The 25796-nt window shown below is 71.9% G+C and carries 26 protein-coding genes; 14 read left to right on the top strand and 12 right to left on the bottom strand.

Features of this window, described 5'->3' with window-relative positions:
• The first annotated feature begins 54 nt into the window (after positions 1-54).
• The gene (locus tag ABR738_RS35380) at positions 55-687 is read left to right on the top strand and encodes a hypothetical protein (RefSeq protein WP_350234058.1); all 633 of its coding nucleotides are present in this window, start codon (positions 55-57) and stop codon (positions 685-687) included.
• A gap of 462 nt (positions 688-1149) precedes the next feature.
• Here the strand turns inward: ABR738_RS35380 and ABR738_RS35385 are convergent, their stop codons facing one another.
• The gene (locus ABR738_RS35385) at positions 1150-2577 is read right to left on the bottom strand and encodes an alkaline phosphatase family protein (protein ID WP_350234059.1); all 1428 of its coding nucleotides are present in this window, start codon (positions 2575-2577) and stop codon (positions 1150-1152) included.
• Between the two features lie 250 nt (positions 2578-2827).
• On the opposite strand from ABR738_RS35385, the gene ABR738_RS35390 reads away from it, so the two are divergent.
• On the top strand, positions 2828-3664 hold the full coding sequence (locus ABR738_RS35390) for an enoyl-CoA hydratase/isomerase family protein (protein ID WP_350234060.1): 837 nt from the start codon (positions 2828-2830) through the stop codon (positions 3662-3664).
• Positions 3665-3676: 12 nt separating this feature from the next.
• Here the strand turns inward: ABR738_RS35390 and ABR738_RS35395 are convergent, their stop codons facing one another.
• Positions 3677-4594, bottom strand: coding sequence for an SDR family oxidoreductase (locus ABR738_RS35395; protein WP_350234061.1), 918 nt, complete (start codon positions 4592-4594; stop codon positions 3677-3679).
• Positions 4595-4670: 76 nt separating this feature from the next.
• Positions 4671-5168: an eCIS core domain-containing protein gene (locus ABR738_RS35400; RefSeq protein ID WP_502964197.1), complete on the bottom strand. Its 498-nt coding sequence runs from the start codon at positions 5166-5168 to the stop codon at positions 4671-4673.
• A 266-nt stretch (positions 5169-5434) separates the two neighbouring features.
• Between ABR738_RS35400 and ABR738_RS35405 the strand changes: the two genes are divergently transcribed.
• The 6 genes from ABR738_RS35405 to ABR738_RS35430 all read left to right on the top strand — a co-directional run bounded on the left by ABR738_RS35405 (position 5435) and on the right by ABR738_RS35430 (position 11097).
• Positions 5435-6403, top strand: a complete 969-nt coding sequence (locus tag ABR738_RS35405) for an NADPH:quinone oxidoreductase family protein (protein ID WP_350234062.1) — start codon at positions 5435-5437, stop codon at positions 6401-6403.
• Complete coding sequence (locus tag ABR738_RS35410; RefSeq protein WP_350234063.1) at positions 6400-7581, top strand: acyl-CoA dehydrogenase family protein; 1182 nt, start codon at positions 6400-6402, stop codon at positions 7579-7581. Before ABR738_RS35405 ends, ABR738_RS35410 begins: the two co-directional genes overlap by 4 nt.
• A complete protein-coding gene (locus ABR738_RS35415; protein WP_350234064.1) occupies positions 7578-8699 on the top strand; it encodes an acyl-CoA dehydrogenase family protein in 1122 nt (373 codons plus the stop codon). The genes ABR738_RS35410 and ABR738_RS35415 overlap by 4 nt, the downstream gene beginning before the upstream one ends.
• Before the next feature lie 213 nt (positions 8700-8912).
• Positions 8913-9572, top strand: a complete 660-nt coding sequence (locus ABR738_RS35420; RefSeq protein ID WP_350234065.1) for an ABC transporter ATP-binding protein — start codon at positions 8913-8915, stop codon at positions 9570-9572.
• 146 nt (positions 9573-9718) lie between these two features.
• Positions 9719-9913 (top strand): hypothetical protein, encoded by a 195-nt coding sequence (locus tag ABR738_RS35425; RefSeq protein ID WP_350234066.1) that lies wholly within the window; start codon positions 9719-9721, stop codon positions 9911-9913.
• A complete protein-coding gene (locus ABR738_RS35430) occupies positions 9910-11097 on the top strand; it encodes a winged helix DNA-binding domain-containing protein (protein WP_350234067.1) in 1188 nt (395 codons plus the stop codon). Before ABR738_RS35425 ends, ABR738_RS35430 begins: the two co-directional genes overlap by 4 nt.
• An 84-nt stretch (positions 11098-11181) precedes the next feature.
• On the opposite strand, the gene ABR738_RS35435 is transcribed toward ABR738_RS35430, so the two are convergent.
• Both ABR738_RS35435 and ABR738_RS35440 read right to left on the bottom strand, forming a co-directional pair.
• Complete coding sequence (locus ABR738_RS35435; protein WP_350234882.1) at positions 11182-12633, bottom strand: amino acid permease; 1452 nt, start codon at positions 12631-12633, stop codon at positions 11182-11184.
• A gap of 153 nt (positions 12634-12786) precedes the next feature.
• Positions 12787-13743, bottom strand: a complete 957-nt coding sequence (locus tag ABR738_RS35440) for a hypothetical protein (protein ID WP_350234068.1) — start codon at positions 13741-13743, stop codon at positions 12787-12789.
• Between the two features lie 459 nt (positions 13744-14202).
• Between ABR738_RS35440 and ABR738_RS35445 the strand changes: the two genes are divergently transcribed.
• Both ABR738_RS35445 and ABR738_RS35450 read left to right on the top strand, forming a co-directional pair.
• Positions 14203-16410: an RICIN domain-containing protein gene (locus ABR738_RS35445; protein WP_350234070.1), complete on the top strand. Its 2208-nt coding sequence runs from the start codon at positions 14203-14205 to the stop codon at positions 16408-16410.
• Between the two features lie 136 nt (positions 16411-16546).
• Positions 16547-17992, top strand: a complete 1446-nt coding sequence (locus ABR738_RS35450; protein ID WP_350234071.1) for a glyceraldehyde-3-phosphate dehydrogenase — start codon at positions 16547-16549, stop codon at positions 17990-17992.
• A 144-nt stretch (positions 17993-18136) separates the two neighbouring features.
• Here the strand turns inward: ABR738_RS35450 and ABR738_RS35455 are convergent, their stop codons facing one another.
• Positions 18137-18508 (bottom strand): MerR family transcriptional regulator, encoded by a 372-nt coding sequence (locus ABR738_RS35455; protein WP_350234072.1) that lies wholly within the window; start codon positions 18506-18508, stop codon positions 18137-18139.
• 48 nt (positions 18509-18556) lie between these two features.
• Between ABR738_RS35455 and ABR738_RS35460 the strand changes: the two genes are divergently transcribed.
• Both ABR738_RS35460 and ABR738_RS35465 read left to right on the top strand, forming a co-directional pair.
• Entirely contained in the window at positions 18557-19438 is an 882-nt protein-coding gene (locus ABR738_RS35460; RefSeq protein ID WP_350234073.1) for an SDR family oxidoreductase, read from the top strand.
• Positions 19439-19536: 98 nt separating this feature from the next.
• Complete coding sequence (locus ABR738_RS35465) at positions 19537-20775, top strand: PP2C family protein-serine/threonine phosphatase (protein WP_350234074.1); 1239 nt, start codon at positions 19537-19539, stop codon at positions 20773-20775.
• A 102-nt stretch (positions 20776-20877) separates the two neighbouring features.
• On the opposite strand, the gene ABR738_RS35470 is transcribed toward ABR738_RS35465, so the two are convergent.
• The 4 genes from ABR738_RS35470 to ABR738_RS35485 form a co-directional block, all read right to left on the bottom strand.
• On the bottom strand, positions 20878-21033 hold the full coding sequence (locus tag ABR738_RS35470) for a DUF6131 family protein (RefSeq protein ID WP_350234076.1): 156 nt from the start codon (positions 21031-21033) through the stop codon (positions 20878-20880).
• A 148-nt stretch (positions 21034-21181) separates the two neighbouring features.
• Positions 21182-21562, bottom strand: a complete 381-nt coding sequence (locus ABR738_RS35475) for a hypothetical protein (RefSeq protein ID WP_350234077.1) — start codon at positions 21560-21562, stop codon at positions 21182-21184.
• Between the two features lie 106 nt (positions 21563-21668).
• A complete protein-coding gene (locus ABR738_RS35480; protein ID WP_350234078.1) occupies positions 21669-22040 on the bottom strand; it encodes a VOC family protein in 372 nt (123 codons plus the stop codon).
• A 40-nt stretch (positions 22041-22080) separates the two neighbouring features.
• Positions 22081-23046: an LLM class F420-dependent oxidoreductase gene (locus tag ABR738_RS35485; protein ID WP_350234079.1), complete on the bottom strand. Its 966-nt coding sequence runs from the start codon at positions 23044-23046 to the stop codon at positions 22081-22083.
• A 199-nt stretch (positions 23047-23245) separates the two neighbouring features.
• Here ABR738_RS35485 and ABR738_RS35490 point away from each other — a divergent pair, with 199 nt between their 5' ends.
• Together ABR738_RS35490 and ABR738_RS35495 are read left to right on the top strand one after the other, a co-directional pair.
• On the top strand, positions 23246-23461 hold the full coding sequence (locus ABR738_RS35490) for a hypothetical protein (RefSeq protein ID WP_350234080.1): 216 nt from the start codon (positions 23246-23248) through the stop codon (positions 23459-23461).
• Between the two features lie 96 nt (positions 23462-23557).
• Positions 23558-24232: an HAD family hydrolase gene (locus ABR738_RS35495; RefSeq protein WP_350234081.1), complete on the top strand. Its 675-nt coding sequence runs from the start codon at positions 23558-23560 to the stop codon at positions 24230-24232.
• A 183-nt stretch (positions 24233-24415) separates the two neighbouring features.
• Here ABR738_RS35495 and ABR738_RS35500 read toward each other — a convergent pair whose 3' ends face one another.
• The gene (locus tag ABR738_RS35500) at positions 24416-24613 is read right to left on the bottom strand and encodes a hypothetical protein (RefSeq protein ID WP_350234082.1); all 198 of its coding nucleotides are present in this window, start codon (positions 24611-24613) and stop codon (positions 24416-24418) included.
• A gap of 60 nt (positions 24614-24673) precedes the next feature.
• A complete protein-coding gene (locus ABR738_RS35505; protein WP_350234083.1) occupies positions 24674-25627 on the bottom strand; it encodes an LLM class F420-dependent oxidoreductase in 954 nt (317 codons plus the stop codon).
• Between the last annotated feature and the right edge of the window lie 169 nt (positions 25628-25796).

Below are 25796 nucleotides of genomic sequence, written 5' to 3' on the forward strand. Positions count from 1 at the left end.
GTGCCCACCGGGGCCGGGCCGTCGTCCGCCCAACGCACCGAGGAGACACCGGACATGACCTGGACCAAGCGCCGGCCCGCCCCCGCGCGCACCGCCCCCGCGCGCACCGCGCTCGCCGTGCGGGTCGCCGTCTCCACCGCGACGTTCGCGGCGTGCGGTCTGCTGCTCGCGGCCTGCTCGTCATCGGCGAGCTCTTCCTCCACGCAGGCCAAGCCCTCCGCGTCGGCGTCCGCATCGGCGGCCAAGGGCATGGACGCCTACCGGCAGTGCCTTGCGCAGCACGGCGTCACAATGGCGCCCCGGCCGAGCGGCAGCGGACATCCCAACGGCTCGGGCAGGCCCAGCGGCGCCGCCCGGCGGCCCGGCGGGGGAGGCGGCGGCTTCGGCGGCTTCGGAGGCGGTGCGTCCGCCGACCCGGCCCAGCGCCAGGCGGCGCAGGCCTGTGCGAGTGTGCGGCCGCAGTTCAATGGGGGACGGGGCGGGGGTGCGGGCAGCACCGCGATGAAGGCGTTCACCAGTTGCCTGGGGGACCACGGGGTGGTTCTGCCGTCGGCGTCACCGGGCGGGGCGGGGGGAGGTCTTCGGGGCCTGAACACCACGGACCCGAAGACGGCCCAGGCCTTCGCGCTCTGCAAGCCCCTCCTCCCCCGACGAACCCAGCCCCCGTCCCCCACGGCAACCCCGTGAGACCGTGCGTGGCTGGTCGCGCCCCTGGCCACCTGGTGCTGGCCCGCACGGGCCACCTCAGCCGGTCCGGGGTTTGGGGCGGAGCCCCGGGGGCCTGGCTGCGGGCCGTGGTCGCTTCTCGCGCAGTTCCCCGCGCCCCTGGCAGGGCTCGTGCTGGCCCGCATGGACATACCCAGCCCGTCATGGGGGTTCCCCCTGGCTTTTAAGGCCTTGGGGGAGTTTGAGGACGAGGCCGTTCAGGCCGAACGGGGTCTGGGGCGGAGCCCCAGAGACCCTGGCTGCGGGCCGTGCTGGGCTGGGCGCGCAGTTCCCCGCGCCCCTTGGCGGGGTTGGCGCCGGCCCGCACCGGCAACCTCAGCCCGTCCGGCGTTTGAGGACGAGCGCCCTTGAGGCGCGGTCGGGGTCTGGGGCGGAGCCCCAGGGGGGTGGGCCGCGTGTGCCATCCTTCCCCCCGCCGGATGGCTATACGTGCGGACGATGCCCCCGCTCCTGCCGGGGAAAGGACTGCGCCGCCCCCGGCAACACCGGCTTCGGCAACGTAGCCACCTCCCGCTTCGCCTCCGCCAGCTGCTCCGCCGTGTCGTCAGGCAGCCGAGGCGCCCGAGGCGCACCCGTGCTGAACCGGAACGCCGAGGTCAGGTCACCGAACGTACGCCTGCGCCACTCCGTGATGTTGGGCTCCTCGACCCCCGTGAACTGCTCGAGGAAGCGCAGCGCTGACGTGTGGTCGAACGCCTCGCTCGCCACCCAGCCGCCCACCGTCCACGGCGAGATGATGATGGCCGGCACCCTGAATCCGCCACCGATGGGCAGCCCGCCGACGAACTCGCCCGCGGTGCCGGCCTTCGGGGTCGGCGGGACCACATGGTCGAACAGGCCGTCGTTCTCGTCGTAGTTGAGGATGAACGCGGTCTTCGCCCAGACCTTCGGGTTGGAGGCGATGGCCTCGATCTTCTGCGCCACGAAGTCCGCGCCGGCGGCCGGCAGATAGTCCGGGTGCTCGGACTGGTGACTCGTCGGCATGATCCAGGACACCGCGGGCAACCGGTCGGCCCGGGCATCGTCCTCGAAGGTGCCCACGGGCTGCGGACGTACCCCGCGCTCGTACAGCGGGGACCCGGGCTTGGCCTCGCGGAAGGCCTGGAACTGCTCCAGCAGATTGCACCCGTAGTCGTCGTCCTGCTGGTAGACCTTCCAGCTGATCCCGGCGGCCTGCAACCGCTCCGCGTACGTCGTCCACCGGTAGGGGCTGGGCGCGGAGTTGCTGATCACCGGACCGCCCTCGGTGCCGGCCGGGTCGATGCTCCCGGTCATCCAGTAGAGCCGGTTGGGCCAGGTGGGGCCGAGGACGGAGCTGTAGTAGTTGTCGCAGATGGTGAAGGCCTCGGCGAGCGCGAACTGGAACGGGATGTCTTCGCGCGTGTAATAGCCCATCACATAGGGCCCGTTGGCGCCGTCGGCCTTGCGGTGCGCGGGCAGCCACTGGTCCATCTTCCCGCCGTTCCACGCCTGGTGCTGCACGGCCCAGGCGTGGCTGGTGGAGGGGATGGCCTGGGCGCTCGTGCTGTGGGTGTCCAGGTGGAACGGCAGCAGGTAGCCCTTGGGGTTCACCGCGTCGGGCTGGTAGAACACCGACCGCCCGCCGGGAAGCTTCAGAGCGTCGGGGTCGCTGAACCCGCGCACCCCCGAGAGGGTCCCGAAGTAGTGGTCGAAGGAGCGGTTCTCCTGCATCAGCATGACGACGTGCTCGACATCGCGCAGTGAGCCCCGGCGCGGCGCACCCGCGGCGACCGCCTTTTGGATGCTGGGTGGCAGCAGGGAGAGCGCCGCGGCTGCGCCGAGTGCTCCGGCTGCCGATCCCAGGAGTCTGCGTCGTGTCAACTCGGTCATGAACGCCCCTTCCAGAGCCGTCGGTTGAGACTCGTGACGTGGACCTGCCAGTGAGTCTCGCGCCCCGTGATGAGGGCGGCGGAGGAAACCGGTGAACACCCGCCCAACGGATCGCGAGCGCTCGGCCAACCCCGGGCCGGACGTTCACCCGGCCCGGACGGGGTCACCGTCGCAGGGATGCGCCGCACGGGGGGAGTCCCTTAGTCTCGACAGACCTGACGGGTGGTCAGCATAGGCAAGTGGAGGGGTGATGATCGACACCCTGGACCGGCGGGTCGCCGACGGAGAGGAACGCATCCGGCTCGACGTCACCGGCTCCGGTCTCGCCGTGCTCACCCTGTGCCGCCCCGACCGGCTCAACGGATGGAGCTGGGAGTCGACCCGTCAACTGGGCCTGCTCGCCGACCGCGTCCGCTTCGACGAGTCCATCAGAGCCGTACTGCTGCGCGCCGAGGGGCGTGCCTTCTGCGCGGGCATCGACGTCAAGGAGCCCGGCGGTGACATCACCGGACGCTCCCCGGCCGAACGCGCGTACCAGTACTACGAAGGCGTTCGCTGGGCCCATGAGCGGTTCGCGGCGTTCGCCGGATTGCCCCAGCCCGTCGTCGCCGCCGTCCAGGGCTACTGTCTGGGCTTCGGTTTCGAACTGGCGCTGATGGCCGACATCAGGTTCGCCGCCGATGACGCCGTGTTCGCGCTCCCGGAGACCGGCATCGGGGTGGCCGTGGACGCCGGTGGGGATCTGCGGATCGCGCGCGAGGCGGGCGCGGGCTGGGCCAAGCTGCTCGCCCTCACCGGCCGGCGGATCGACGCCGCCACGGCCGAACGGATCGGTCTGCTCCAACAGGTCGTTCCCGTCAGTGAATTGGAGCGAACGGCGCGGGACGCGGCGGCCGGGATCGCGAGCCGCGCACCCCTCGCCGTCCGAGCCGTCAAGCGCGACATCGACGCCTTCGCCGACGCGGGCCTCGCCCAAGCCCTCGACCGGACGGCTCTGGCCGCCGCCCTCACGCTCACCTCGCGGGACGCCCGTGAGGGTTACGCGGCCAAGGCCGCCAAGCGCCCGCCGTCCTTCGAGGGGATGTGAGGGCCAGGAGGCCTACGTGCTGAACGGCCCGCGCCCCAACTGCTCCCGCACGCTGCTCACCGGCGGCGACACCAGAGCCCGCCGCTGCCAGTTCGCCCCGTCCACCACCAGGGTGTGGCCGCTGATGAAACGGGCGTACGGTGAGGCAAGGAAGGTGGCCGCCCAGCCGAGCTCACGTGGCTGGCCGACGCGTAACGCGGGTTGGCGCGAGGAGAGTTCGCCCCGTTCGTCGGCGCGCTCCAGGGTGGCGCGGACCGGTTCCGGCAGGTCGGGGTGGGGCATCAGGCCCGGCACGAGACCGTTGACCTGAATGCCGTACGGGCCCCACTCCACGGCCAGCGTCTCCACGAGATTGCGTACGCCCGCCTTCGCCGCCGCCGAGTGTGCGTGACCCGGGCCGCCGGTCCAGGCGTAGGAGGCGCCGATGTTGATCACCGAGCCCGGGGTGCCGGCCGCGAGGTGGCGGCGGGCGAACTCGCGGGACATGAACCACGTGCCGGTCAGTGTGATGTCGAGGACCGCCCGCCAGGCATTCGGCGTCAAGTCCTCAGCCGGAGAAGGAAAGTTGGCCGCCGCGTTGTTCACCAGGACCGAGGGGAGGCCGAGCGAGCGCTCCGCCGCGTCGAAGACCTCGGCCACGCGCTCCGGCTCCCTGATGTCGCAGACCGCGCCGGCCACGCGCCCGCCGAGCGCCGCCAGCTCGCCTTCGGCGGCCCTGAGCCGGTCGGCCGAACGGCCCACGATCATGAGATCGGCGCCGAGCCGCGCGAACTCGGCGGCCATCGCCCTGCCGAGCCCCGACCCGCCCCCGGTCACCAGGACGACACTGCCCTCGTACGTGCCCGGCGGCAGCGCGCACGCGCCGAGCGGCGGCGGCGCGGGCAGACCCGGGTACGCGGGGCGCGGCGGCGGTGCGGCGGCGTCGGTCATGGGCGCATCCTTACCGGCTGCCGCCGCAAACCGCCATGCCCGCGCCGGGGCCGGCGGCAAAAGATGTCAGGAGGCGTCAAGCGGCATCAGGGAACGTCAGGTGCGTGTGCTTGTCGGAGCCGCCGTCACCGATGACGACGTGGCTGCCGGAGGTGTAGGCCCGGGCGCCCACTTCGGCGGCGGAGGCCTTGGCGGCGCCGTCGCTGTGGATGCGTACGTCGGAGAAGTCCGCGCCCAGCCGGCCCTCCATGTCCGTACGGGTCGCCTCGTCCAGCGGACGCCCACCGGAGCGCGGCACGTCGTGCACCGCTGAACGCGGCGCCTGCGGCCCGGCCGCGCGCTGCACCGCCGCGCCGTCGGCCTGCTGGTGACCGCACCCGGCGCCGTGCTGGTGCCGCTCCTGCTTGCTGAGCCGGCCGGCGTCCCGGAGCATCTGCACGACGGCCGCGTTGCCGGCCCGGGCCTGAAGGTCGAGGGGGCTGCCCGGCGGGCCCTCGGGGCGCGCCGACGGTCCCCGGACGGGGGCGCGGCCGGCTCCGGTGCCGGTGCGGCCGACGTGGTCGTGGTCGCGCAAGTGAGTTTCTTCCCGCGCGCGATATGAACCTTTCCTGACTACACGGCGGCCCCCGGCCCGCACCAGGAGCGCAGGGGCAGGACGGCGTGGCCGTACGGGCAGGTCCGGTGGCCCGGGAGGCCCCGGGGCCGCGCCGCGCGGCGGATCGGGACCGGTGCGCCAGGATGATTCCCTTGCGGCAAGCGACCGCTTAGTATGCTCGCGAGCAGTGGAACGTACTCAGCGGTACGCAGCCCGTATCGCGCCCGGCGTGTGGAGGCCCCCGAATGCAGGCATGGCGAGTGCACGAGAACGGCGAGCCGGGCGAGGTGATGCGGCTCGAAGACATCGACCGGCCCGTGCCGGGCCCGGGTCAGGTGCTCCTGAGGGTGCGGGCCGCCAACATCAACTTCCCCGACGCGCTGCTCTGCCGGGGGCAGTACCAGATCCGCCCGCCGCTGCCGTTCACCCCCGGAGTCGAGATCTGCGGGGAGACCGAGGACGGCCGCCGGGTGATCGCCAACCCGGCGCTGCCGCACGGCGGCCTCGCCGAGTACGTCGTCGCCGACGAGGCGGCGCTGCTGCCCGCGCCCGATGCCCTGGACGACGCCGAGGCGGCCGCCCTGCACATCGGCTACCAGACCGGAGTCTTCGGCCTGCACCGCAGGGCCCACCTCCAAAAGGGCGAGACGCTGCTCGTGCACGCCGCCGCCGGGGGAGTGGGCAGCGCGGCCGTGCAGCTGGGCAAGGCCGCCGGCGCGCGCGTGATCGGCGTAGTGGGCGGGACCGAAAAGGCCGCAGTGGCACGCGAGTTGGGCTGCGACCTCGTCATCGACCGGCGCAGCCAGGACATCGTGGCCGCCGTCAAGGAAGCAACCGGGGGCCGTGGCGCCGACGTCATCTACGACCCGGTCGGCGGTGACGCGTACGCCAAGTCCGCCAAGTGTGTCGCCTTCGAGGGACGGATCGTGATCGTCGGCTTCGCCAGCGGCTCCGTTCCCGCGCCCGCGCTCAACCACGCCCTGGTGAAGAACTACTCGATCGTCGGGCTGCACTGGGGTCTGTACGCGCAGAAGGACCCGGCGTCGATCGCGCGCTGCCACGATCAGCTCACCCGCCTCGCCGCGGAGGGCGCCATCAAGCCGCTCATCAGCGAGCGGGTTCCGCTCAAGGACGCGGCGGCCGCCGTGCAGCGGGTCGCCGACGGCACGACCACCGGCCGCGTGGTCGTCCTCACGGAAGGAGCCGCCCGATGACCGACGCCGCCGAACTGCGCACGCGTACGCGGGAGTTGCTGGCCGCGCACCCGCCCGCCGACACCGAACCGCTCGACTTCCTCAAGGCGCGCTTCGACGCCGGGCTCGCCTGGGTCCACTACCCGGTGGGGCTCGGCGGCCTTGCCGCGCCGCGCTCCCTGCAACCGGTCGTGGACGCCGAGCTCGCGGCGGCAGGTGCGCCCGACAACGACCCGCGCCGGATCGGCATCGGGCTCGGCATGGCCGCGCCGACCATCCTCAAGTACGGCACCGAGGAGCAGAAGCGGCGCTTCTTGCGGCCGCTGTGGGTGGGTGAGGAGGTCTGGTGCCAGCTCTTCAGCGAGCCGGGCGCCGGCTCCGACCTCGCGGCCCTCGGCACCCGCGCGGTGCGCGAAGGGGACACCTGGGTCGTCGAGGGGCAGAAGGTGTGGACGTCGAGCGCGCACCTCGCCCGCTGGGCCATCCTCATCGCCCGCACCGACCCGGCGCTGCCCAAGCACCGGGGCATCAGCTACTTCATCTGCGACATGAGCGACCCCGGCGTCGAGGTGCGGCCGCTGCGGCAGATCACCGGTGAGGCCGAGTTCAACGAGGTGTTCCTCACCGGCGTGCGCATCCCCGACGCGCACCGGCTCGGGGAGGTCGGCGAGGGATGGAAGGTCGCCCAGACCACCCTCATGAACGAGCGGGTCTCCATCGGCGGCATGCGCATCCCGCGTGAGGGCGGAATGATCGGTCCGGTCGCCCGGGTCTGGCGCGAACGGCCCGAGCTGCGCACCCACGACCTGCACCAGCGCCTCCTCACGCTGTGGGTCGAGGCCGAGGTCGCCCGGCTCACCGGCGAGCGACTGCGCCAGCAGCTCGTCGCGGGCCAGCCGGGGCCCGAGGGCTCCGGCATGAAGCTTGCCTTCGCGCGCCTCAACCAGGAGATCAGCGGCCTTGAGGTCGAACTCCTCGGGGCTGAGGGCCTGTTGTACTCGGACTGGACGATGCGCCGGCCTGAACTCGTCGACTTCACCGGGCGCGACGCCGGCTATCGCTATCTGCGTTCGAAGGGCAATTCGATCGAGGGCGGCACGAGCGAAGTGCTCCTGAACATCGTCGCCGAACGTGTTCTCGGGCTGCCCGCCGAGCCGCGCAATGACAAGGACGTCGCCTGGAAGGACCTGGCCCGATGAAGGCGCAGACAGCGCAGCCCGCCGAAGAAGCCACTCCCGACCTGCTGTACTCCGAGGCCGAGGACGACCTCAGGGCGGCCGTACGGGCCCTGCTCGCCGACCGCGCCGACGCCGCGTCCACGCTCGCGCGCGCCGAGTCCGATGTGCCTTACGACCCCGAGCTGTGGCGCGCGCTCGGCGCCGGGATGGACCTCGCTGGGCTGCTCGTACCCGAGGAGCTGGGCGGGCAGGGTGCCTCGCACCGGGAGGCCGCGGTGGTCCTTGAGGAGACCGGGCGCGCGGTGGCGCCGGTCCCGTTCCTCACCAGCTCCGTGATCGCCACCGAGACCCTTATGGCGCTGGGTCCGCAGAAGAACACCCAAGTGGCCGCGCTGCTTGGGGAGTTGGCGAGCGGGCACCGGACGGCCGCGCTCGTCGTGCCGTTCGCCGCGGGGCCCGGCTCGGTCCGGCTCCTCGCGACGCCGGCCGGGACCATGTCGGCGGTGGCCGACGCGGCCACGGCCGACGTGCTGATCGTGCCGACCGAACAGGGCCTGTACGCCGTGGACGCGGCCGACGCCACGATCGCCCCGCTGACCCCGCTCGACCTGACCCGCCCGCTCGCCACCGTCACCCTCGACGGCGCGAGCGGCACGCTCCTGGCAGGAGGGGACGCCACGCCCGGTGCCGTACGGCGTGGTCTGCTCGCCGGGGCGGGGCTGCTGGCCTCCGAGCAGCTGGGGGTCGCCGAGTGGTGTCTGGCCGAGACAGTGGCGTACACCCGTGAGCGCAAGCAGTTCAACCGGCCGGTCGGCTCCTTCCAGGCGCTCAAGCACCGCATGGCGCAGCTCTGGCTGGAGGTGGTCTCGGCGCGCGCGGCCGCCCGCAACGCCGCGGACGCGCTCGCGAGCGGCAGCCCGGAGGTGCCGCTCGCGGCGGCGCTGACCCAGGCGTACTGCGCGCGGGTCGCCGTGCGGGCGGCGGAGGAGTGCGTGCAGTTGCACGGCGGGATCGGGATGACCTGGGAGCATCCAGCTCACCTCTACCTCAAGCGGGCCAAATCGTCCCAGATCGCGCTGGGTTCGGCGGGCGAGCACCGGTCCGCGATCGCGGAGCTCGTCGATCTGCGGGCGCCCTGAGGGCGTCCGCAGAGGGGGCGCGCGGGATCGCGCCACGGGTGCGGGCCGTGCCGGGCTGAGCGCGTGGTTCCCCGCGCGCCCTCTCGGATCGGGGCGTGGCCATCTCGGGCGAGGTGGCCGCGTCGTACCCTGGGGTGCGCCTGACGGAACGTTCCTTCAGGGTCATACCCGGCATATGGCCGGGATGGCACGCCCCCTGGGAGGACTCCCGTCGTGCTAGAGCTCAGCAACATCACCGCCGGCTATGAGCGGGGCCGCCCCGTCGTGCGGGACATGAGCCTCGCCGTGGGGCGCGGCGAGGCGGTCGGGCTGCTGGGACCCGGCGGGTGCGGCAAGTCCACGCTGGCCAGGGTCGCCGCCCTGCTGCACCGGCCGGACGCGGGAAGCGTCGTCGTCGACGGCGTCCCCGTCGTGGACCGCGTGCCGCGCGCCCTGCGCACCACCGTGGGCGTCGTCCAGCAGGGGGCCCGACGCGCCGCCGACCCGGGCGTGCGGCTGCGCGACCTGATCGCAGAACCGCTGAAGGCGACCGGGCGGCGCATCGAGATCCGCGAGCGCGTCGACGAACTGGCCCAGGCCGTCGGCCTGGGCGGCGCCCTCCTGACGCGTAGTGCCGGCGAGGTCGGCGACGGTGACCTCCAACGCGCTTGCCTCGCGCGCGCCCTGGTGCTCAGGCCGCGCCTGCTGATCTGCGACGAGATGACCGCCCTCCTGGACCCACCGACCGCCGCCGCCCTGATCGAGGCGGTGGAGACCTACCGCGGCGCTACGGGCGCCGCCCTGCTGGCCGTCGGCCACGACCGGGACCTCATCGCCGACTGGTGCGACCGCACGGTCACCTGGACCGCGCCGCCGACGCAGGCACGCGGCTGACGCCAACTCGCCCCGGGCGCCGCGCGCCGGAGGTCACGCGCAGTCAACACCCGTACGGCGTACATGTCTTGGCCGGGATCCCGGCGCCTCCTCCGCCACACTGACGCCCGAACGCCGGGATGCCGGCGCGGTGGAGGAGGCTCGTCATGGCTGTTTCGATCTCGGTGGTCCTGCTGCTCGTGGTCCTCGCGGTGATCTTCCTGCGGAGCGGAGGGCTCAAGCTCTCGCACGCGATCGTCTGTGCGCTGCTCGGCTTCTTTCTGGCCGGTACGAGCATGGCGCCGACGATCCTGGACGGACTGAACGCGACGGCGGGTGTGGTCGCTAGTCTCAAACCATGACCCACGCGCGTCGGAAGATCACCGCCGAGGAGCGCCGCGCGCGCCTCGGCGCCCGCCACCTGCTGGCGTCGGCGGCCCGCGCCGCCACCCCGGAGGCGGTGGCCGAGGCGCTGCTCGGTCTGCACGCCACCGACCCCGCCTCCGTGTATCTCTCCGTCGCCGCCCGCCTCCGGACCCCGTCCGTCACGGAGCTCGAGCGGGCGCTGTACGAGGACCGGACGCTGGTGCGGATGCTCTGCATGCGGCGCACGATGTTCGTGGTCCCGCGCGAACTCGCTCCCGTCGTGGACGCCTCGACCGCCCGCGCGGTCGCGGCCCGCGAACGCCGCAACCTGGCGAAGGTCCTCCACGAGCAACTGGGTTTGGACGCAGGCTGGTTCGCCCGAACCGAGGGGGCGGTCCTCGCCGCGCTGGAGCGGCGCGGCGAGGCCACGGCGGCCCAAATCGCCGACGACGTACCGGAGCTGAAGGCGCAGATCGTCCAGTCCGAGGGCAAGCCGTATGAGGCACGGCCGCGCATCACCAGCCGTTTCCTCGGTGTGATGGCCGCCGAGGGGCGCATCCGGCGCGGCCGCCCGCTCGGCACCTGGGCCTCCAGCCAGTACCGCTGGATCCCCGCCGAACCGCACCCCGACCTGCCGGCCGACGAGGCCAAGGCGCGCCTGGCCGCCCGATACCTCGCGGCCTACGGTCCCGCCACCACCGAGGACGTCAAGTGGTGGACGGGCTGGACGCTGACGGACACCCGCAAGGCGCTGGCCCGCACCGACGCGGTGGCGGCCGACCTCGACGAGGGCGCGGGCCATGCCCTGCCCGCCCACCTGGAACCACCCGCCGAACCGAAGCCCTGGGCCGCGTTGCTGCCCGCGCTCGATCCCACCCCGATGGGCTGGCGCAGCCGCGACTGGTACCTCGACGCCGCGTACACGTCCCAGCTCTTCGACACCAACGGGAACATCGGGCCCAGCGTGTGGTGGAACGGCCGCGTCGTGGGCGGCTGGGCCCAGCGTCCCGACGGCGAGATCGTCACGGAACTCCTGACGCGCCAAGGGGTGGGCCGCGAGGCACGCGAGGCGATCGCGGCGGAGGCGGCCCGGCTGACGGCGTTCTTCGCCGACGTGCGCGTCAAACCGAGCTTTCGCACCCCCTTGGAGCGACGGCTCACAGCGGCCGCGAGCGGATGAGGAACAGGACCCCCTCCGGCGCTTTACGAGACAATCCGCTGAATCCGCCGCCCCGGCGTCGCCCCCCGGCCCCGGGCGGTGTCCTCAGATGAGGTCCATCGCCGCCACCTCGTCGGGGCTGCCGTAGCTCACCGGCCCCTGGAAGCGCCGGCGCGCGGTCGCGAACCACCAGATGGTGGCGATGAGCAGGACCACGCCGAGCGCGATCGGCGCGTAGTTGAAGGAGTCCGCGGTGATGGGGGAGACCTGGGGCAGCATGAACAGGACACTGCTGAGCACGATCCACACCACGGCGACCGCCGCCACCGGCCTGCCGTAGCGGCCCAGGTTCCAGGGGCCCGGCTCGAAGTCCTTCAGGCGCAGCCGCAGGAAGATGGGCACGCCGTACGCCAGGTACAGGCCCACCACGTTGACGCTGACGATGGCCGTGAACGCCGTGTGCGACCACCAGCCCGGGATGATCAGGACCAGGGCGCACGCGGCCGCGAGCCACACCGCCTTCACGGGCGTACGCGTGCGCAGCGAGACCGAGTGCCACCAGCGCGAGCCCGGCATCGCGCCGTCCCGCGAGAAGGCGAAGATCTGCCGGGTGTTGCTGGTCATGTTCGCGAGTCCGCAGAACAGCATGGCGCCGATGACGATCAGCAGGAGCAGCTTGGCCATACCGAGGCCGAGCGCGTCGACGAGGATCTGCACCGGCGGCGCCGACGCGGCGATCTCGCTCGCGTAGTCACGGATCGAGTACACCAGGGCGAGCATGAGGACGAGGCCGGCGAGCGCCGAGTAGAGGATGGCGCGCATGATGCCCTTGGGCGTGTTGACGGTGGCCTTCACCGTCTCCTCGGACATGTGGAAGCTGCCGTCGAAGCCGGTGAACGTCCAACTGGTGACGAGCAGGCCGAGCATCGCGGCGTACAGACCGTTGTCGAAGCCGGTGCTGTTGACGAAGTGCGTCGCGAACGAGACCGGCTGGTGCGAGCCGGGCTTCACGGTCAGGGCGACGACGATCACCACCATGCCGATCAGGAGCCACCACACGGAGATTCGGTTCACCACGGCGACCAGCTGCACGGTGTAGGTGTTGGCCAGCGCCTGGATCAGCAGGATCGCCGTGGCGATGCCGACCGTCTGCTGCGGCGTCCCCTCGTAGGACGGCCATTGCATGGAGATGAAGGCCTGGATGAAGGTGGCGGCGGCGTAGTTGGTGGCGGCAGTGCCGCCTACTTGGCCGACGAAGTTCAGCCATCCCGTGTACCAGGACCAGGCGCCCCGGTGCCGCTTGGCGAGCTTGCCCGCCGAGAAGTACAGGGCGCCGCTGGTGGGGTAGGCGGACGCGATCTCACCCATCGCCGCGCCCACGAACAGCACCATCACCGAGACGCCGATCCAGCCGAAGACCAGAATCCGGGGGCCGCCCGCCCCCATTCCGAAACCGAAGGCGGAGAAGATGCCGGAGATAATGTTGATGATGGTGAAGGATATGGCGAAATTGTCGAACGCGTGAAATCTACGGGTGAGTTTCCGTGGATATCCCATCGCATGGAGTGTGGCGTCGTCGTCGAAGGTGGCGGATGTTTCCGCCGGTCTGCTCGACGAGCGGGCGGTGGACGTCTGCTCGGACACAGGGGCAACCTTTCCTTGGGGTGAAAAGAAGCGTGCTCGCGGGCGGGCCGTTCACAGAGGCCGAGGTCAGGTGGGTGCGGGGGTCGGCAGCCCGCAGGACTTGCGGGCCCGGTTCAGCTGCTCCCCGGGATCGCCGAACACGCTCCAGGGCATGCGCGAGGCGTAGGGACCCATGGCCGTCAGGACTTCCCGCGCCTCGAATTCCCGCTTCGCCATGAACAGGGCGTGCGCCAGATAGGCGAGGTCAAGGACGGGCGTGAACCGGTAACGGGCCGTCTGGGGAAACCAGTTGTGGTAAATCCCGAGCGCCGTGGAGGACCATTGCGGCTGTTGCCAGGTGCGGTCGGCGAGCAGCGCGCTCGGATCGTAGTCCTCGACCAGTGCGACCAGCGGCAGCAGGCGCAGCGCCGAGGTGGCGGGCGCCCGGTGGCTGAGGAAGGAGGCGACGTCCCAACGAGCGCTCGCCGAGCCGCCGTTGCGGGTGAAGAAGCACGCCAGGAAGCGGTGGTGGGCCTCGCGGTGCCAGGGGTCGAGCCGCAGCACATGGGCGAACAGCTGCCAGGGCCCGGGCGGCGCCGTCAGGAGTCCTCTGGGCGCCGCGTCCCGGGGGCCGTCGATGCGGGCCAGGGCGAGTTGGGCCACCCAGGGCGTGGGGTCCTGGGGCAGCAGCCGCGCCGCCCGCACGCAGGCCGCCTGCGCCATGCGCAGCAGCGCGTCGGCGCGGGCGTCCCTCGCGTCGGCCGAGCGCAGCGCGCGAATCATCGCCACCCGCGCCGCCAACAGGGCGGCCTCCGGGCCGGGTTCCTCGGTCAGCCAGCGCTCCGCCAGGTCGGAGTCGGCCGCCTCGGAGGCCAGCACCAAGGAGCGGTGCGCGCGCAACTCGTGGTCCCCGCGCGCCTCTTGGAGGACGTTGTGGGCACCCAGGTAGCGGCCGGCCCGCACATCGGTGCACGCCCGTGCCAGCTCGCGATCGTCGGCCGCCGGATGCCACACGTAGTGTCCCTCGAACGAGCCGGCAGCCACGATCCTCTCCCTGTGTCCCCGCGGACGACACCCCGCGCCTACGAATCCCCGCATGCGGAATTCAGCCGGGCCCGAGGTCATGTGCGGGTTCACCGACAGCGACCCACACCTTACTCATCCTTTAGGCGCCTCGAAACTCATCGTCCGGAATATCTGGTTCCGTGCCTTTTAGTAAGGGGATGCGGGGATGTGAATCCGTGGGTCGCGAGTCAGTTTTCGGCCAGGTATTCCGGCCCGTGGCTCAGTAGCGCACGTATTTGGCATATTCAAGCGGCGGGCGGGGGCGGGCCTCTCCGGCGCCGGGCCGCGCCCGGGCGACAAAAGTCCAAGTCCGCCCGACGGATGTCCGTGGACGGTGGCCGCCGCGGTGCACAGACTGCGCAGCACGCGGGCGGCCAGGCCGTCGGCGCGCGCCGTTCCCCACCCCCACACCTGTGGGCCGTCACAGAAGGAGCGCCCGTGTCCTCCCCCACCCTCAGAGCAGTGGCCGCGGCCCTCGGCGCCGCGGCGCTGGCGCTGGCCGGCTCGGTGGCGCCGCCGGCCGCCGCCGCGCCCCACGACGTCACGTACAGCGTCAGCGTCGGGACGCCCGTGCCGTACGCGCACCCGACGGACACGCCCGCCTCGGTCTACGTCGACAAGGACGGCACCTTCTACTTCCAGCAGTCCGCCGCCCTGTACGGCGCGAAGGACCCCCGGTACTGGGACTTCTTCACCGGCACCGACATGGACGGCGCCGAGCGGTCGAGCGCGATCAGTGACGCCGTGAACCCGGCCAACCCCGCCGACAGGAACAACGACACGACCTGGCGCTGCAACAACAGCCCCACCGGCCGTGAGGCCACGTACGCGGTCGGCAACGCGGGCTACTCGCAGAAGAACTACTGCGACCTCTCCGGCGTGTGGGTCGACCCGGACACCGGGGACTGGTACGGACTCGTCCACAACGAGTTCACCCCGGCGCCGTTCTCCGACGGCATCCACTTCGACGCGATCGACTACGCGCTCTCCAAGGACCAGGGCCGCACCTGGACCATCAAGGACCACGCCATCACCTCGCCGTACAGCACTCGGCGCGGCGACACCGCGCAGTTCCCGCACGAGACGTACTCCTACGGCGACGGCGACCAACGGCTCTTCGTCGACACCGCTTCGGGCTACTTCTACGTCTACTACGGGTCGCGCGTCGTCGCCAAGGGCGGCAACTGGGAGGACAGTCTGGCGCACGTCGCCCGCGCGCCGATCTCCTCGAAGATGGCACGCGGCTCCTGGCAGAAGTGGTACGACGGGCACTGGTCGCAGCCGGGCGTGGGGGGCCTGGAGAGCAACATGGTGCCGGTCGACGGCGCGAGCTCCACGGGGTACACCCCGGTGGCCGGCGACTACGACCCCTCCCACGCCGGCACGGTGGCCCAGCAGATCGCGGCCGGTCAACTGCCGCCGAAATCACCGCTGTTCGTCATGAACATCACCTACAACGCCTACCTGGGCCTCTACATCGGCGAGCCCGAGGCGGTCAACGGGACGGCGCCGCAGCGCATCTACGCCACCGACGACCTCGCCAGCCAGAAATGGCACCTCATAGGGGACACCGGCGGCTACACCAACAACTCCTGGTACCGCTGGTTCCTCGACGGCGCCAACCGCACCAGCTCCACCATCGTCGGCAAGACCTTCAGGTCGTACTGCTCCATCGACTGCCAGGGCGGCGCCGACGGCGAGTACGTGGACATCACGGTGGGCTCGTCCGCGCCCGCCGCGCCCCCGGTCGACGTCACCAAGGCCTACCGGATCGCGAGCGGGGACGGCCGGGTCCTGGCCCAGGCGGCCGACGGCGCCTCGGTCACCTCCGACCCGGCGGCCACCCGGTCGGCGCTTCAGTCGTGGGTGTTCACCTCCGACGGCGACGGCTCGTACCGCATCGCCGCCGCATCCACCGGCAAGCTCCTCGGCGTCCCCACCACCCCCAAGTCCGGGCGCGCGTGGGGCGCGAAGCCGGTGCTGGCGGCCGCCGGGGCGGGCGGCCCCACGGTCGGCCAGCAGTGGTTCGTCGTGCCTGTCACCTCCACCGGCTCCTACCGCCTGGTCAACCGCTACAGCGGGCTCGTGCTCGGCCTTTCGGCGCGGGCCGGCCGGCTCGCCGAGACCACCCCGGTCCGCAGCTGGAGCGACACCACCGGCAGCGCGGTCGGCGGCTCGCGCACCGCCGCAGAGCAGACCCTCGGCCTCACCCCGACCGGTCCGGCGAGCGGGGGATCCCTCGACGGCACCCACACCCTCACCGCCTCGGGCAAGGCGCTCGACGACCCGGGCCACTCGACGCAGCAGGGCGCCCAGCTCATCACCTGGAGCCCCAACGCGGGAGCCAACCAGAACTGGGTCTTCACCCGGCAGCCCGACGGCGGCTACCAGATCGTCAACGGCGAGTCCAAGCTCTGTGCCGACGTCACCGCGAGCTCCCGCGCCGCCGGGGCCAAGGTGATCCAGTGGCCCTGCACCGGCGGCGCCAACCAGCACTGGTCCGTGACCGCCACGGCCGACGGCCGCTACACGGTCGCGTCCAGGGCCAGCGGGCTGCTCCTCACCACGGCCGCCGCGGCCGACGGAGCACTCGTCACCCAGCAGCCCGACACCGGCTCCGCGCTCCAGCGCTGGACCCTCGGCTAGACGCCGGCGCCCGGTACCCGAGCGGGGACCGGGCCCCCGTCGGCGAGGCCGCCCCGTTCGCGGGGACACCGCTTGAACGATCAAAAGGGCAGGGGGTTAGCATATGAGCGCCGCCTAGCTCGAAAGATGAACTTCCGTGACTGTCAATGACGACTCGTTCACCAACTGGAAGAACCGCGAGGAGATCGCGGAGTCGATGATCCCCATCATCGGCAAGCTGCACCGGGAGCGGGACGTCACGATCCTGCTGCACAGCCGTTCCCTGGTGAACAAGTCGGTGGTCAGCATTCTGAAGACCCACCGATTCGCCCGCCAGATAGCCGGCGAGGAGCTTTCGGTCACCGAGACGCTGCCGTTCCTCCAGGCTCTGACGACCCTCGACCTCGGCCCTTCCCAGATCGACATCGGCATGCTCGCCGCCACCTACAAGGCGGACGACCGCGGCCTGTCCGTCGAGGAGTTCACCGCGGACGCCGTCATCGGCGCCACCGGCGAGAACAAGATCGAGCGCCGAGCCGGCCGCGATGTCGTCCTGTACGGCTTCGGCCGCATCGGCCGTCTCGTCGCCCGCCTGCTCATCGAGAAGTCCGGCTCGGGCAACGGCCTGCGCCTGCGCGCCATCGTGGTGCGGGGAGGCGGAGAGGCAGACCTCGTCAAGCGCGCCTCGCTGCTGCGGCGCGACTCCATCCACGGCCAGTTCCAGGGCACCATCACGGTGGACGAGGCGACGAGCACGATCGTCGCCAACGGCAACACCATCAAGGTGATCTACGCGAACGACCCGTCCGAGGTCGACTACACGGCGTACGGCATCAAGGACGCCATCCTCATCGACAACACGGGCAAGTGGCGCGACCGCGAGGGGCTTTCGAAGCACCTGCGCCCCGGCATCGACAAGGTCGTCCTGACCGCCCCGGGCAAGGGCGACGTCCCCAACATCGTCCACGGCGTCAACCACGACACCATCAAGCCGGACGAGCAGATCCTGTCCTGCGCCTCCTGCACCACCAACGCGATCGTCCCGCCGCTGAAGGCCATGGCCGACGAGTACGGCGTGCTGCGCGGCCACGTGGAGACCGTCCACTCCTTCACCAACGACCAGAACCTCCTGGACAATTACCACAAGGCCGACCGCAGGGGCCGCTCCGCGCCGCTGAACATGGTCATCACCGAGACCGGCGCCGCGTCGGCCGTCGCCAAGGCGCTGCCCGACCTCAAGGCGCCCATCACCGGCAGCTCGATCCGGGTGCCCGTGCCGGACGTGTCGATCGCCATCCTCAGCCTGCGCCTGGGTCGCGAGACCACCCGCGAGGAGGTCCTCGACCACCTGCGTGACGTCTCCCTGCACTCCCCGCTGAAGCGCCAGATCGACTTCACGACCGCTCCCGACGCCGTCTCCATGGACTTCGTCGGCTCGCGCCACTCCTCGATCGTCGACGCCGGAGCCACCAAGGTCGACGGCGACAACGCGATCCTCTACCTCTGGTACGACAACGAGTTCGGCTACTCCTGCCAGGTCATCCGCGTCGTCCAGCACGTCTCCGGGGTGGAGTACCCGACCTACCCGGTGCCGGTGCTCTGACCGGACGCCCCTGAACGACCGACGCCCGCGCTCCCCACCGCCCGCACCCGGCGGTGGGGAGCGCGGGCGCTTCGCGTCGTACCCGCGGGAGGGCCCCGCCGCCGCTGCCGGCCGACGCGGTCCACGGCGCGGCGGTACGGCGGCTCACGCGTCACGGGCGAAGGCCGCGCAGTCCGGACACTCGTCGAGATAGCGGTGCCGGCACTCGGCGGCGTGCCGCAGGAACGTGATCGCCTGCTGACGGTGGGCGACTTCCTCCTCGAGCGCTGCCATCTTGGCCCTGACCACCGCCTGCGCCGCCGCCTTCGTCGGTGCCATGGCGGCGGTGACCTCGGGCAGGGAGAGACCGACCCGGCGCAGCTTCAGGACCGTACGCGCCGCGTCCAGCGCGCTCTCGTCGTACACGCGGTAGCCATGGCCGTCGCGGCGCACGGTGAGTGCTCCCACCTGTTCCCAGTGCCGCAGCACATGCGGCTCCACGCCGAGTTCCGCCGCCACTTCTCCGATCGTCTTCACCGCACGCGCCTTGCCTTCATGTCGACCTGAACCCCTAACGTCTCGATCATGCCTGACACCGAGGGGCCCACAGCCTCCCCGCACAGCCCATCCATCCTGGTCACCGGCGCGACCGGCAACCTCGGCCGGGAGATCGCCATCCGCCTTGCCGCGCAGGGCGCGCGCGTACGCTGCCTCACGCGTGAGCGGGGCGCCGCGCGCCCGGGAGCCGAGTGGGTGGCCGGTGACCTCACCGATCCCGGCGCGGTGCGCCGGGCGCTGGTGGGCATCGACGCCGTCTTCCTCATCTGGCCGCTGCTCACATCCGCACCCGCCCACGCCATGATCGCGGAACTCGCCGCGGCGGCGCCGCGCGTCGTCTATCTGTCGTCGTCGGCGGTGGACGATGAAGCAGGGGAGCAGAGCGATCCCATCGTGCAGGTGCACGCGGAGATGGAAGCCCTGCTGCATGACGCCGGGCTGCGCCCCGTGGTGCTGCGGAGTGACACGCTGGCCTCCAACGCCCGTGGCTGGGTGTCACAGGTGCGGGCGGGCGATGTCGTCTCGGGCCCGGACATGGCCCCTACGGCCGTCGTCGACGAGCGCGACGTCGCGGACGCCGCCGTGGCCGTCCTGCTCGACGATGGCGGTCGACTGGGCGGCGGACCCCACGTGTTGACCGGCCCCGAGGTGCTGGGGCGGTCCGACCAGGTGGTGCGTCTCGGCGCGGCGCTCGGGTGTGATCTGCGCTTCGCGGCGCTCGCCCCTGATCTGGCGCGATCGCGGATGCTCGCCGACGGGCGCCCCGAGCCGTTGGTGGAGGCACTGGTCGCCGCCTCCGAGCGGCGACCCGCCTCGCGCCGCATCACCGATCACGTGGAGCGCCTTGCCGGCCGCCCGGCCGGGACCTTCGCGCGGTGGGCCCTGGACCACGCGCCCGAGTTCCGCTGACGACGACCGTGGCCCGCCCGTTCGGCGGGCCCGCCGGGCCGATGCCGCCTATCGTGAAAAGCACGAGATCCAGGCGGCGTCGCGCGGGCAGGTGCAAGGTGAACGGGTCCGGCATCCACTACGAGGCGGTGTTCCGGGCCCTGCCCGCCCCGGTGGCCCTGCTGACCACCGACCTCGTGTACGCCGATGTGAACAGGGCGTTCACCACGATGACGGGCCGGACCCGCGAGCAGTTGGTCGGGCACTACCTCTTCGACGTCTTTCCGGACAACCCCGACGACCCGGGCGCCAGCGGCATGCGCAACCTGGGCGCCTCGCTGCGCCGGGTCGCGGCCAGCGGCGAGCGCGACACCATGGCGCTCCAACGGTACGACGTGGAGGACCCCACCCGGCCCGGGGTGTGGGAGGAGCGTTACTTCAGCCCGGTCAACACCCCCATCCGCGGCCCGGACGGCGAAGTGGTCCTGATCCTGCACCGAGTGGAAGAGGTCACCGAACTCATCCGTGCCCGTGGCGGAGCCGGCGCCGCCGGGGACGGCGACCGGGCCAGGGTCCTGGAGGCCGAACTGTACAACCGGGCCAGGGAACTGCAAGAGGTCAACGACCGGCTGCGCCAGGCCCACTCCCGGGAACACGAGATCGCCCTCTCCCTTCAGGCCGCCATGCTGCCCCTGCCCCGCCCGCTGGGACAGCGCACCGCGGCCGTGCGCTACCGGCCCGCCGTCGGCGCCCTGAACGTGTGCGGGGACTGGTACGACCTGGCGGAGCTGCCCGGCGACCGGCTCGCCGTCGCCGTCGGCGACGTGGTCGGGCACGGCCTGGCCGCCGCCGGGGTGATGGGGCAGCTGCGCAGCGCCCTGAGCGCCGCGTCCCTGGTCGCCGAGGGGCCCGCGCGCGCCCTGGACGTCCTCAGTCTGTACGCCCGCTCGGTGGACGGCGCCGAGTCCACCACCGTCTTCCAAGCGGTCATCGACTGGAGCAGCCACACGCTGACCTACAGCAGCGCCGGACACCCGCCCGCCGCGCTGGTGCGTCCGGACGCCACCGTGCGCTTCCTGGACGCCGCGACGGACCCGCCGCTCGGCGCCCGCCCGGAACCGGTCGCCCGGCCGCAGGCCACGGTCCCCTTCGCGGCGGGGTCGAGCCTGGTGCTGTACACCGATGGGCTCATCGAGCGCCGCGACGAGGACATCGACACCGGCCTTCAGCGGCTGGCCGGTTCCCTCACCCGCCACCACGGGGCCGGCCCCGAAGCGCTCGCGGACGCCGTCCTGGACGATCTGATCCCGGTCGGCGGCGCCACCGACGACACGGCCCTGGTCGTCATCGGCCTGTGAGGCGCGCCCCGGGGACCGTGCCGCTACCGAGCGGACACGGTCCCCGGGGCGCTTCTCGTGCGGCGGATGGAGTACATCCGCCCGTGCATCCGCCTGGGGCCGTTACCAGTAGTGCCGCCGGCCGCCGACCGCGTGACCCACGGATCCCAGGATCCACAGGATGACGCCGAGGACGACGAGGATGACGCCGATGGTCCACAGGATGGATATGCCGGCCACGAAGCCGATGACCAGCAGGATGACTCCGAGGACGATCATGATGTCCTCCGCTCTCGTGGAAGGGTTGCCGCTCCTTGTACCAGAGTAGGTCCGCGCGCCCGATAGGGACCTGTTCGAACGCGGCGAACCTCGGCGGACCCGGCCTCGGCGCCGGCCCAGGCCCCGGCCCTGGGGGTGAGGGTGGCGGCTAGGCGTTTGTGAGCCGGAGCTGGACGTCGACCTCCTGGTCGCCCGCCGCGCTGCCCGCCGCCTCGACCGCGAAGGCCGCGGACAGCGTACGGCGCAGCCGCTCGACCGCCACCGGGCCGCCCTGCAACTCGGCGGTGACGGGTCCGGACAGAAGGACCCCCGCCACCTGCTCGGGAGCGTGGTCGGCACAGAAGCTTCCGCTCCAAGCGGCCGGCTGCGGCCCCTCGTCGCGGTGGGGCACGACGCCCGCGCGGTCGGAGGTGAAGTGGGCGCCAAGGAGCTCGAAGACCGCGTCCGCGTCGGCCGCGGAGCACTCCGCGAGCATGACCTGGACCAGGTCGGGGGAGTCGGGGGAGGCCGGGGTGGAGGTGTCGTTCACGTTGTTCTCCGTGCTTCTGGCTCAGTGGGCTGGTGTCCAAACAGGACGGTGGGAGAAGCGGGCGCCGGGCGGGCCGCGCGCCCGCTTCGGCGGGATGGGTGGGGCGTCACGCCCGGCACAGGCAGAAGGGGTGGCCCGCCGGGTCCGCGTACACGCGGAAACCGCGCTCGCCGCCGTGGTCGTCGAGGTCGAGCGGGGTGGCGCCGAGGGAGAGGACCTGCTGCTCGGCCGCCTCCATGTCCTGGACGGTGAAGTCCAGGTGCAGCTGCTGGGAGTTGCGGTCCCCACGCGGCCATTCCGGCGGCGTGAGACCCGGCGCGCGCTGGAAGGAGACGCGGTGACCGCCGGGGGCGTACAGGTCGTACCAGTCCTCGCCGTCGTTCTTCACCTCGCCGCCGAGCACCGCCGCGTAGAAGGCGGCCAGCGCCTCGGGATCGGGACAGTCAAGGGCCACGAGGCAGTACGTCGCGATGGGCATGGGTCTCCTCGGGTGTCGTCGTCTCGGGTGTCGTCGTGGGTCAGAGTTCGCGCAGCGCGGGAAGCAGCTTCCGCTCCGCCCATTCGATGAACGGGCGCTGGTGGTCGCCGCCCACCTGGACGAGCGCGACCTCCGTGAACCCGGCCTCGACGTAGGGGCGTACGGCCTCGACGAACGCCGAGACGTCGTCGCCGCACGGGATCGCGTCCGCGACGTCGTCACGGGTCACGAAGCTCGTCGCGCCCGCGAAGCCCGAGGGGCCCGGCAGTTCGGAGTTCACCGGCCAGCCGCCCATCGCCCAGCGGAACTGGTCGTGGGCGCGGGCGATCGCCGCGTCTCGGTCGGTGTCGAAGCAGACGGGCAGCTGCCCGACCCGGGGCTTGCCCTGGCCGCCGTGCCGGTCGAAGGCGTCGATCAGCTTCTTCTTGGGCTCGGTGGCGATCACCAGGTCGGCGAGGCGCCCCGCCAGCGCACAGGACCGCTCGCCCGAGACCGCGACGCCGATCGGCACCGGCTCGTCCGGAAGGTCCCACAGACGCGCGTTGGACACGTCGAAGTACGTGCCCTGGTGGTTGACGGTCTCGCCGGAGAACAGGTCCCTGATGATTTCGACGGCCTCTTCCAGCATCCCGATGCGCACCTGCGGCGAGGGCCAACCGGCGCCCGTGACATGCTCGTTGAGGTTTTCTCCGGAGCCCAGGCCGAGGCGGAAGCGGCCCTCGGACAGCAACTGCATCGTGGCGGCCTTCTGGGCGACGACCGCCGGATGGTAACGGACCGTCGGACAGGTCACGTAGGTCATGAGCGGGATCCGGCTCGTCGCCTGCGCCGCCGCGCCCAGGACGCTCCACGCGTAGGGCGCGTGCCCCTGGGACTCCAGCCACGGGAAGTAGTGGTCGGAGGTGACGGAGAAGTCGAAGCCCGCACGCTCGGCCGCGACCACGTCTTCGACGAGGGCGCGGGGGCCTGCTTGCTCGGTCATCATCGTGTAGCCGATTTGCACCATATTCCACCCTTTGCCGATCCGCTGCGGCCAAAACCTCCGTCCGCGCGAGGACCGCCGCCGACGGCTCGCCGAGTACCCCCTGTCGCGGGGCGTACGCGGCCAGGATGCGCCCTGGGAACGACTTGCGCGCGACAGGTTTCAATCACGCGTCCCGGGCAACCCGGTCCGGGCAGACCCGTCTCCCGTACGAGGAGTTGCCGTGGTCCTCATAGCCGTCTTCCTGCCCAGCCTGATGCTGATGGCCGTCCTGGGGCTCGGCAGATACGAAGAGCTCCTGCTGGGCGGGGACGAGCCCGCCGAGGCGCCACAAGGCCGCCATTTGGCCGCCGTGCCGGATCTGGCGGAGGACGAGGCGCCCGAGCCGGACACGCAGCGTGCGTCCGAGGACCTTCCGGGGCAGCGGCGCGCGGCATGAGCCGTTTCCCGGTCCGCGGATGTCGCGGGCCGGGACGCACGGCATGATCGGCAGGGGAGCGGAACCAACCCGGGCACGTAACGAAAGGCAAGACGCATGGCACGTGCGGCGCTGTTCGACGTCGACGGCACTCTCGTCGACACCAACCATCTGCACGTGGTCACCTGGTGGGAAGCGTTCCGCCAGGCGGGGCACGACGTGACGATGCGTGACATCCACCGGGCGGTCGGACTCGGCTCCGACGACCTCATCGGGCATCTGCTCGGCCAGGACCGCGACCAGGACCAGGACGAGACGTTGAACGCCGCGCACACCGCCCTGTACGGCACCTACTTCGACCGCCTGCCCGCCCTCGACGGCGCGCGCCGGCTGCTGCGCGAGCTCGCCGGGCGGGGCTGGCGCATCGTCCTGGCCACATCGGCGGGCGGACCCGAGCTGAAGGCCCTGCGCCGCGCCATCGACGCCGACGACGTCATCGCGGGCGTGGCCAGCGCGGACGACGTCAGCGACGGCAAACCCGCACCGGACCCCGTCGAGCGGGCCCTTGAGCTGGCCGAGGCCACGTCCTCGGACGCGGTGTTCGTGGGGGACACGGTCTGGGACATGAAGGCGGCCTCGGCCGCGGGCGTGCGCGCCGTGGCGCTGCTCGCCGGGGGAATTCCCCGCGCGGACCTCGAAGAAGCGGGCGCGGTGGCCGTCTACCGCGACCCCGCCGAACTCCTCTCCCAGCTGGACACGAGCATCTTCGCCCAGATGGAACGCGAGGGCTGAGGCAGGCCGCGCCCACCCCGACAACAGGGCCGCGCTACCCCAACAACAGGGCCGTGCCTCCCCAACAACAGGGCCGTGCCTCCCCAACAGCGGGGCGCACCGCGAAAGGACGCCTGCCGAGGACCAGAGCCCCGGCAGGCGTCCTTTCGCGGTGCGGCACCGCTTGCGTCGCGGCATCGCGCCTCAGTCGTCGGACGCCTCTTCCTGCGCGTGCTCGTTCGGCGTCAGCGCGTCTCCCGCCTCGCCGTCGTGGGCGTCCTTGCGTCCCGCCTTCTTGGGGTCACGCGTCTGCGCGTCCTCGAACTCCTTGAGGACTTCGCCCATCGCGCTGTCGGGGTGGGACGGGGCGGAGCCGGTGTCGTGCTGGTGCGGGCGGGTCATGTCACTCCCGTGGTCGGTGCGTCGCTGTCCTTGCGCGGGCCGCCTCGGTTCTGGTCCCGCTCAGCCGAGCCGGGGCAGCACCTTGGTGCGGTAGAAGTCGAAGAAGCCCTGCTGGTCCTTGCCGATCTGGTTGATGTAGACGGTGTCGAACCCGGCATCCACATACCCCTTGACCGCCGCGACATGAGCGTCCGGATCAGGTCCGCACGTGACGTTCTCGCGTACGCGGTCGGGGGTGACGAGTTCGGATGCCTGCTCGAAGTGGGCCGGGGTGGGCAGGATCTGGGCCAGCTCGCCCGGCAGCTGCTCATTGGGCCACAGACGGTGCGCGGTGCGCAGCGCCTCCTCCTCGTCGGTGCTCCAGCAGACCTTGAGCCCGGCCATCACCGGTTTGCTGCCGCCCCCGCTGCGCCGGAAGCGCTCGATGGCGGAGGCGTCGGGCGCCATCGTGATGAAGCCGTCCCCGATCCGTCCCGCCACCTCGGCGGCGAGCGGCCCGAAGGCGGACACGTCGATGGGAACGGGCTCGTCGGGCACGGTGTAGAGCCGTGCGTTCTCCACCGTGTAGTGCTTGCCGTGGTGGCTGACCTGCTCGCCGGTGAAGAGCTGACGCATCACCCTGACGGCTTCCTCCATCATCTCCAGGCGGACGGCGGCCTCCGGCCAGGGATCGCCCAGGATGTGCTCGTTCAGGGCCTCCCCGCTGCCGATCCCGAGCCGGAAGCGCCCTCCCAGCTGTACGGCGCTCGTGGCCGCGGCCTGGGCGACGACGGCGGGGTGCATTCGCACGATGGGGCACGTCACGGCGGTCTCCACCGGGAGCGAGACCGCCTGGGACAGCGCACCGATCACCGACCAGACGAACGGGCTCTGCCCCTGCTCGCCGTTCCACGGGTGGTAATGGTCGGAGATCCACAGCGAGGTGAACCCGGCCTGCTCCGCCATTCGGGCCTGCTCCACCAACTCGGCGGGCGTGTGTTCCTCGCTGGACAGGAAGTAGCCGTATTCCGTCATGCGGACTCCTCACGGGTGCGGGACGCGACGCGTCCCTCTCCGGGTGGCCGAAGTGGGCCCGGGGAAACCGTCCCGGGGCCGCGAGTTCGTCCGGCACTGGGGACCCCGTCCCCTGCCACCCTAGGCGGGGCGCCGGGCCCCCGCACGCGCGAGCGGCGGCGGACGGCCG

The sequence above is a fragment of the Streptomyces sp. Edi4 genome, from assembly GCF_040253615.1.
GTDB lineage: Bacteria > Actinomycetota > Actinomycetes > Streptomycetales > Streptomycetaceae > Streptomyces.

Excerpts from the sequence above, each read along its gene's own strand:
- ABR738_RS35390 (WP_350234060.1), top strand. The coding sequence starts at position 2,828 with ATGATCGACACCCTGGACCGGCGGGTCGCCGACGGAGAGGAACGCATC.
- ABR738_RS35505 (WP_350234083.1), bottom strand. The coding sequence starts at position 25,627 with ATGACGGAATACGGCTACTTCCTGTCCAGCGAGGAACACACGCCCGCC.
- ABR738_RS35500 (WP_350234082.1), bottom strand. The coding sequence starts at position 24,613 with ATGACCCGCCCGCACCAGCACGACACCGGCTCCGCCCCGTCCCACCCC.
- ABR738_RS35405 (WP_350234062.1), top strand. The coding sequence starts at position 5,435 with ATGCAGGCATGGCGAGTGCACGAGAACGGCGAGCCGGGCGAGGTGATG.
- ABR738_RS35480 (WP_350234078.1), bottom strand. The coding sequence starts at position 22,040 with ATGCCCATCGCGACGTACTGCCTCGTGGCCCTTGACTGTCCCGATCCC.
- ABR738_RS35410 (WP_350234063.1), top strand. The coding sequence starts at position 6,400 with ATGACCGACGCCGCCGAACTGCGCACGCGTACGCGGGAGTTGCTGGCC.
- ABR738_RS35380 (WP_350234058.1), top strand. The coding sequence starts at position 55 with ATGACCTGGACCAAGCGCCGGCCCGCCCCCGCGCGCACCGCCCCCGCG.
- ABR738_RS35430 (WP_350234067.1), top strand. The coding sequence starts at position 9,910 with ATGACCCACGCGCGTCGGAAGATCACCGCCGAGGAGCGCCGCGCGCGC.
- ABR738_RS35470 (WP_350234076.1), bottom strand. The coding sequence starts at position 21,033 with ATGATCGTCCTCGGAGTCATCCTGCTGGTCATCGGCTTCGTGGCCGGC.
- ABR738_RS35385 (WP_350234059.1), bottom strand. The coding sequence starts at position 2,577 with ATGACCGAGTTGACACGACGCAGACTCCTGGGATCGGCAGCCGGAGCA.
- ABR738_RS35485 (WP_350234079.1), bottom strand. The coding sequence starts at position 23,046 with ATGGTGCAAATCGGCTACACGATGATGACCGAGCAAGCAGGCCCCCGC.
- ABR738_RS35425 (WP_350234066.1), top strand. The coding sequence starts at position 9,719 with ATGGCTGTTTCGATCTCGGTGGTCCTGCTGCTCGTGGTCCTCGCGGTG.
- ABR738_RS35395 (WP_350234061.1), bottom strand. The coding sequence starts at position 4,594 with ATGACCGACGCCGCCGCACCGCCGCCGCGCCCCGCGTACCCGGGTCTG.
- ABR738_RS35435 (WP_350234882.1), bottom strand. The coding sequence starts at position 12,633 with ATGGGATATCCACGGAAACTCACCCGTAGATTTCACGCGTTCGACAAT.
- ABR738_RS35415 (WP_350234064.1), top strand. The coding sequence starts at position 7,578 with ATGAAGGCGCAGACAGCGCAGCCCGCCGAAGAAGCCACTCCCGACCTG.
- ABR738_RS35495 (WP_350234081.1), top strand. The coding sequence starts at position 23,558 with ATGGCACGTGCGGCGCTGTTCGACGTCGACGGCACTCTCGTCGACACC.
- ABR738_RS35460 (WP_350234073.1), top strand. The coding sequence starts at position 18,557 with ATGCCTGACACCGAGGGGCCCACAGCCTCCCCGCACAGCCCATCCATC.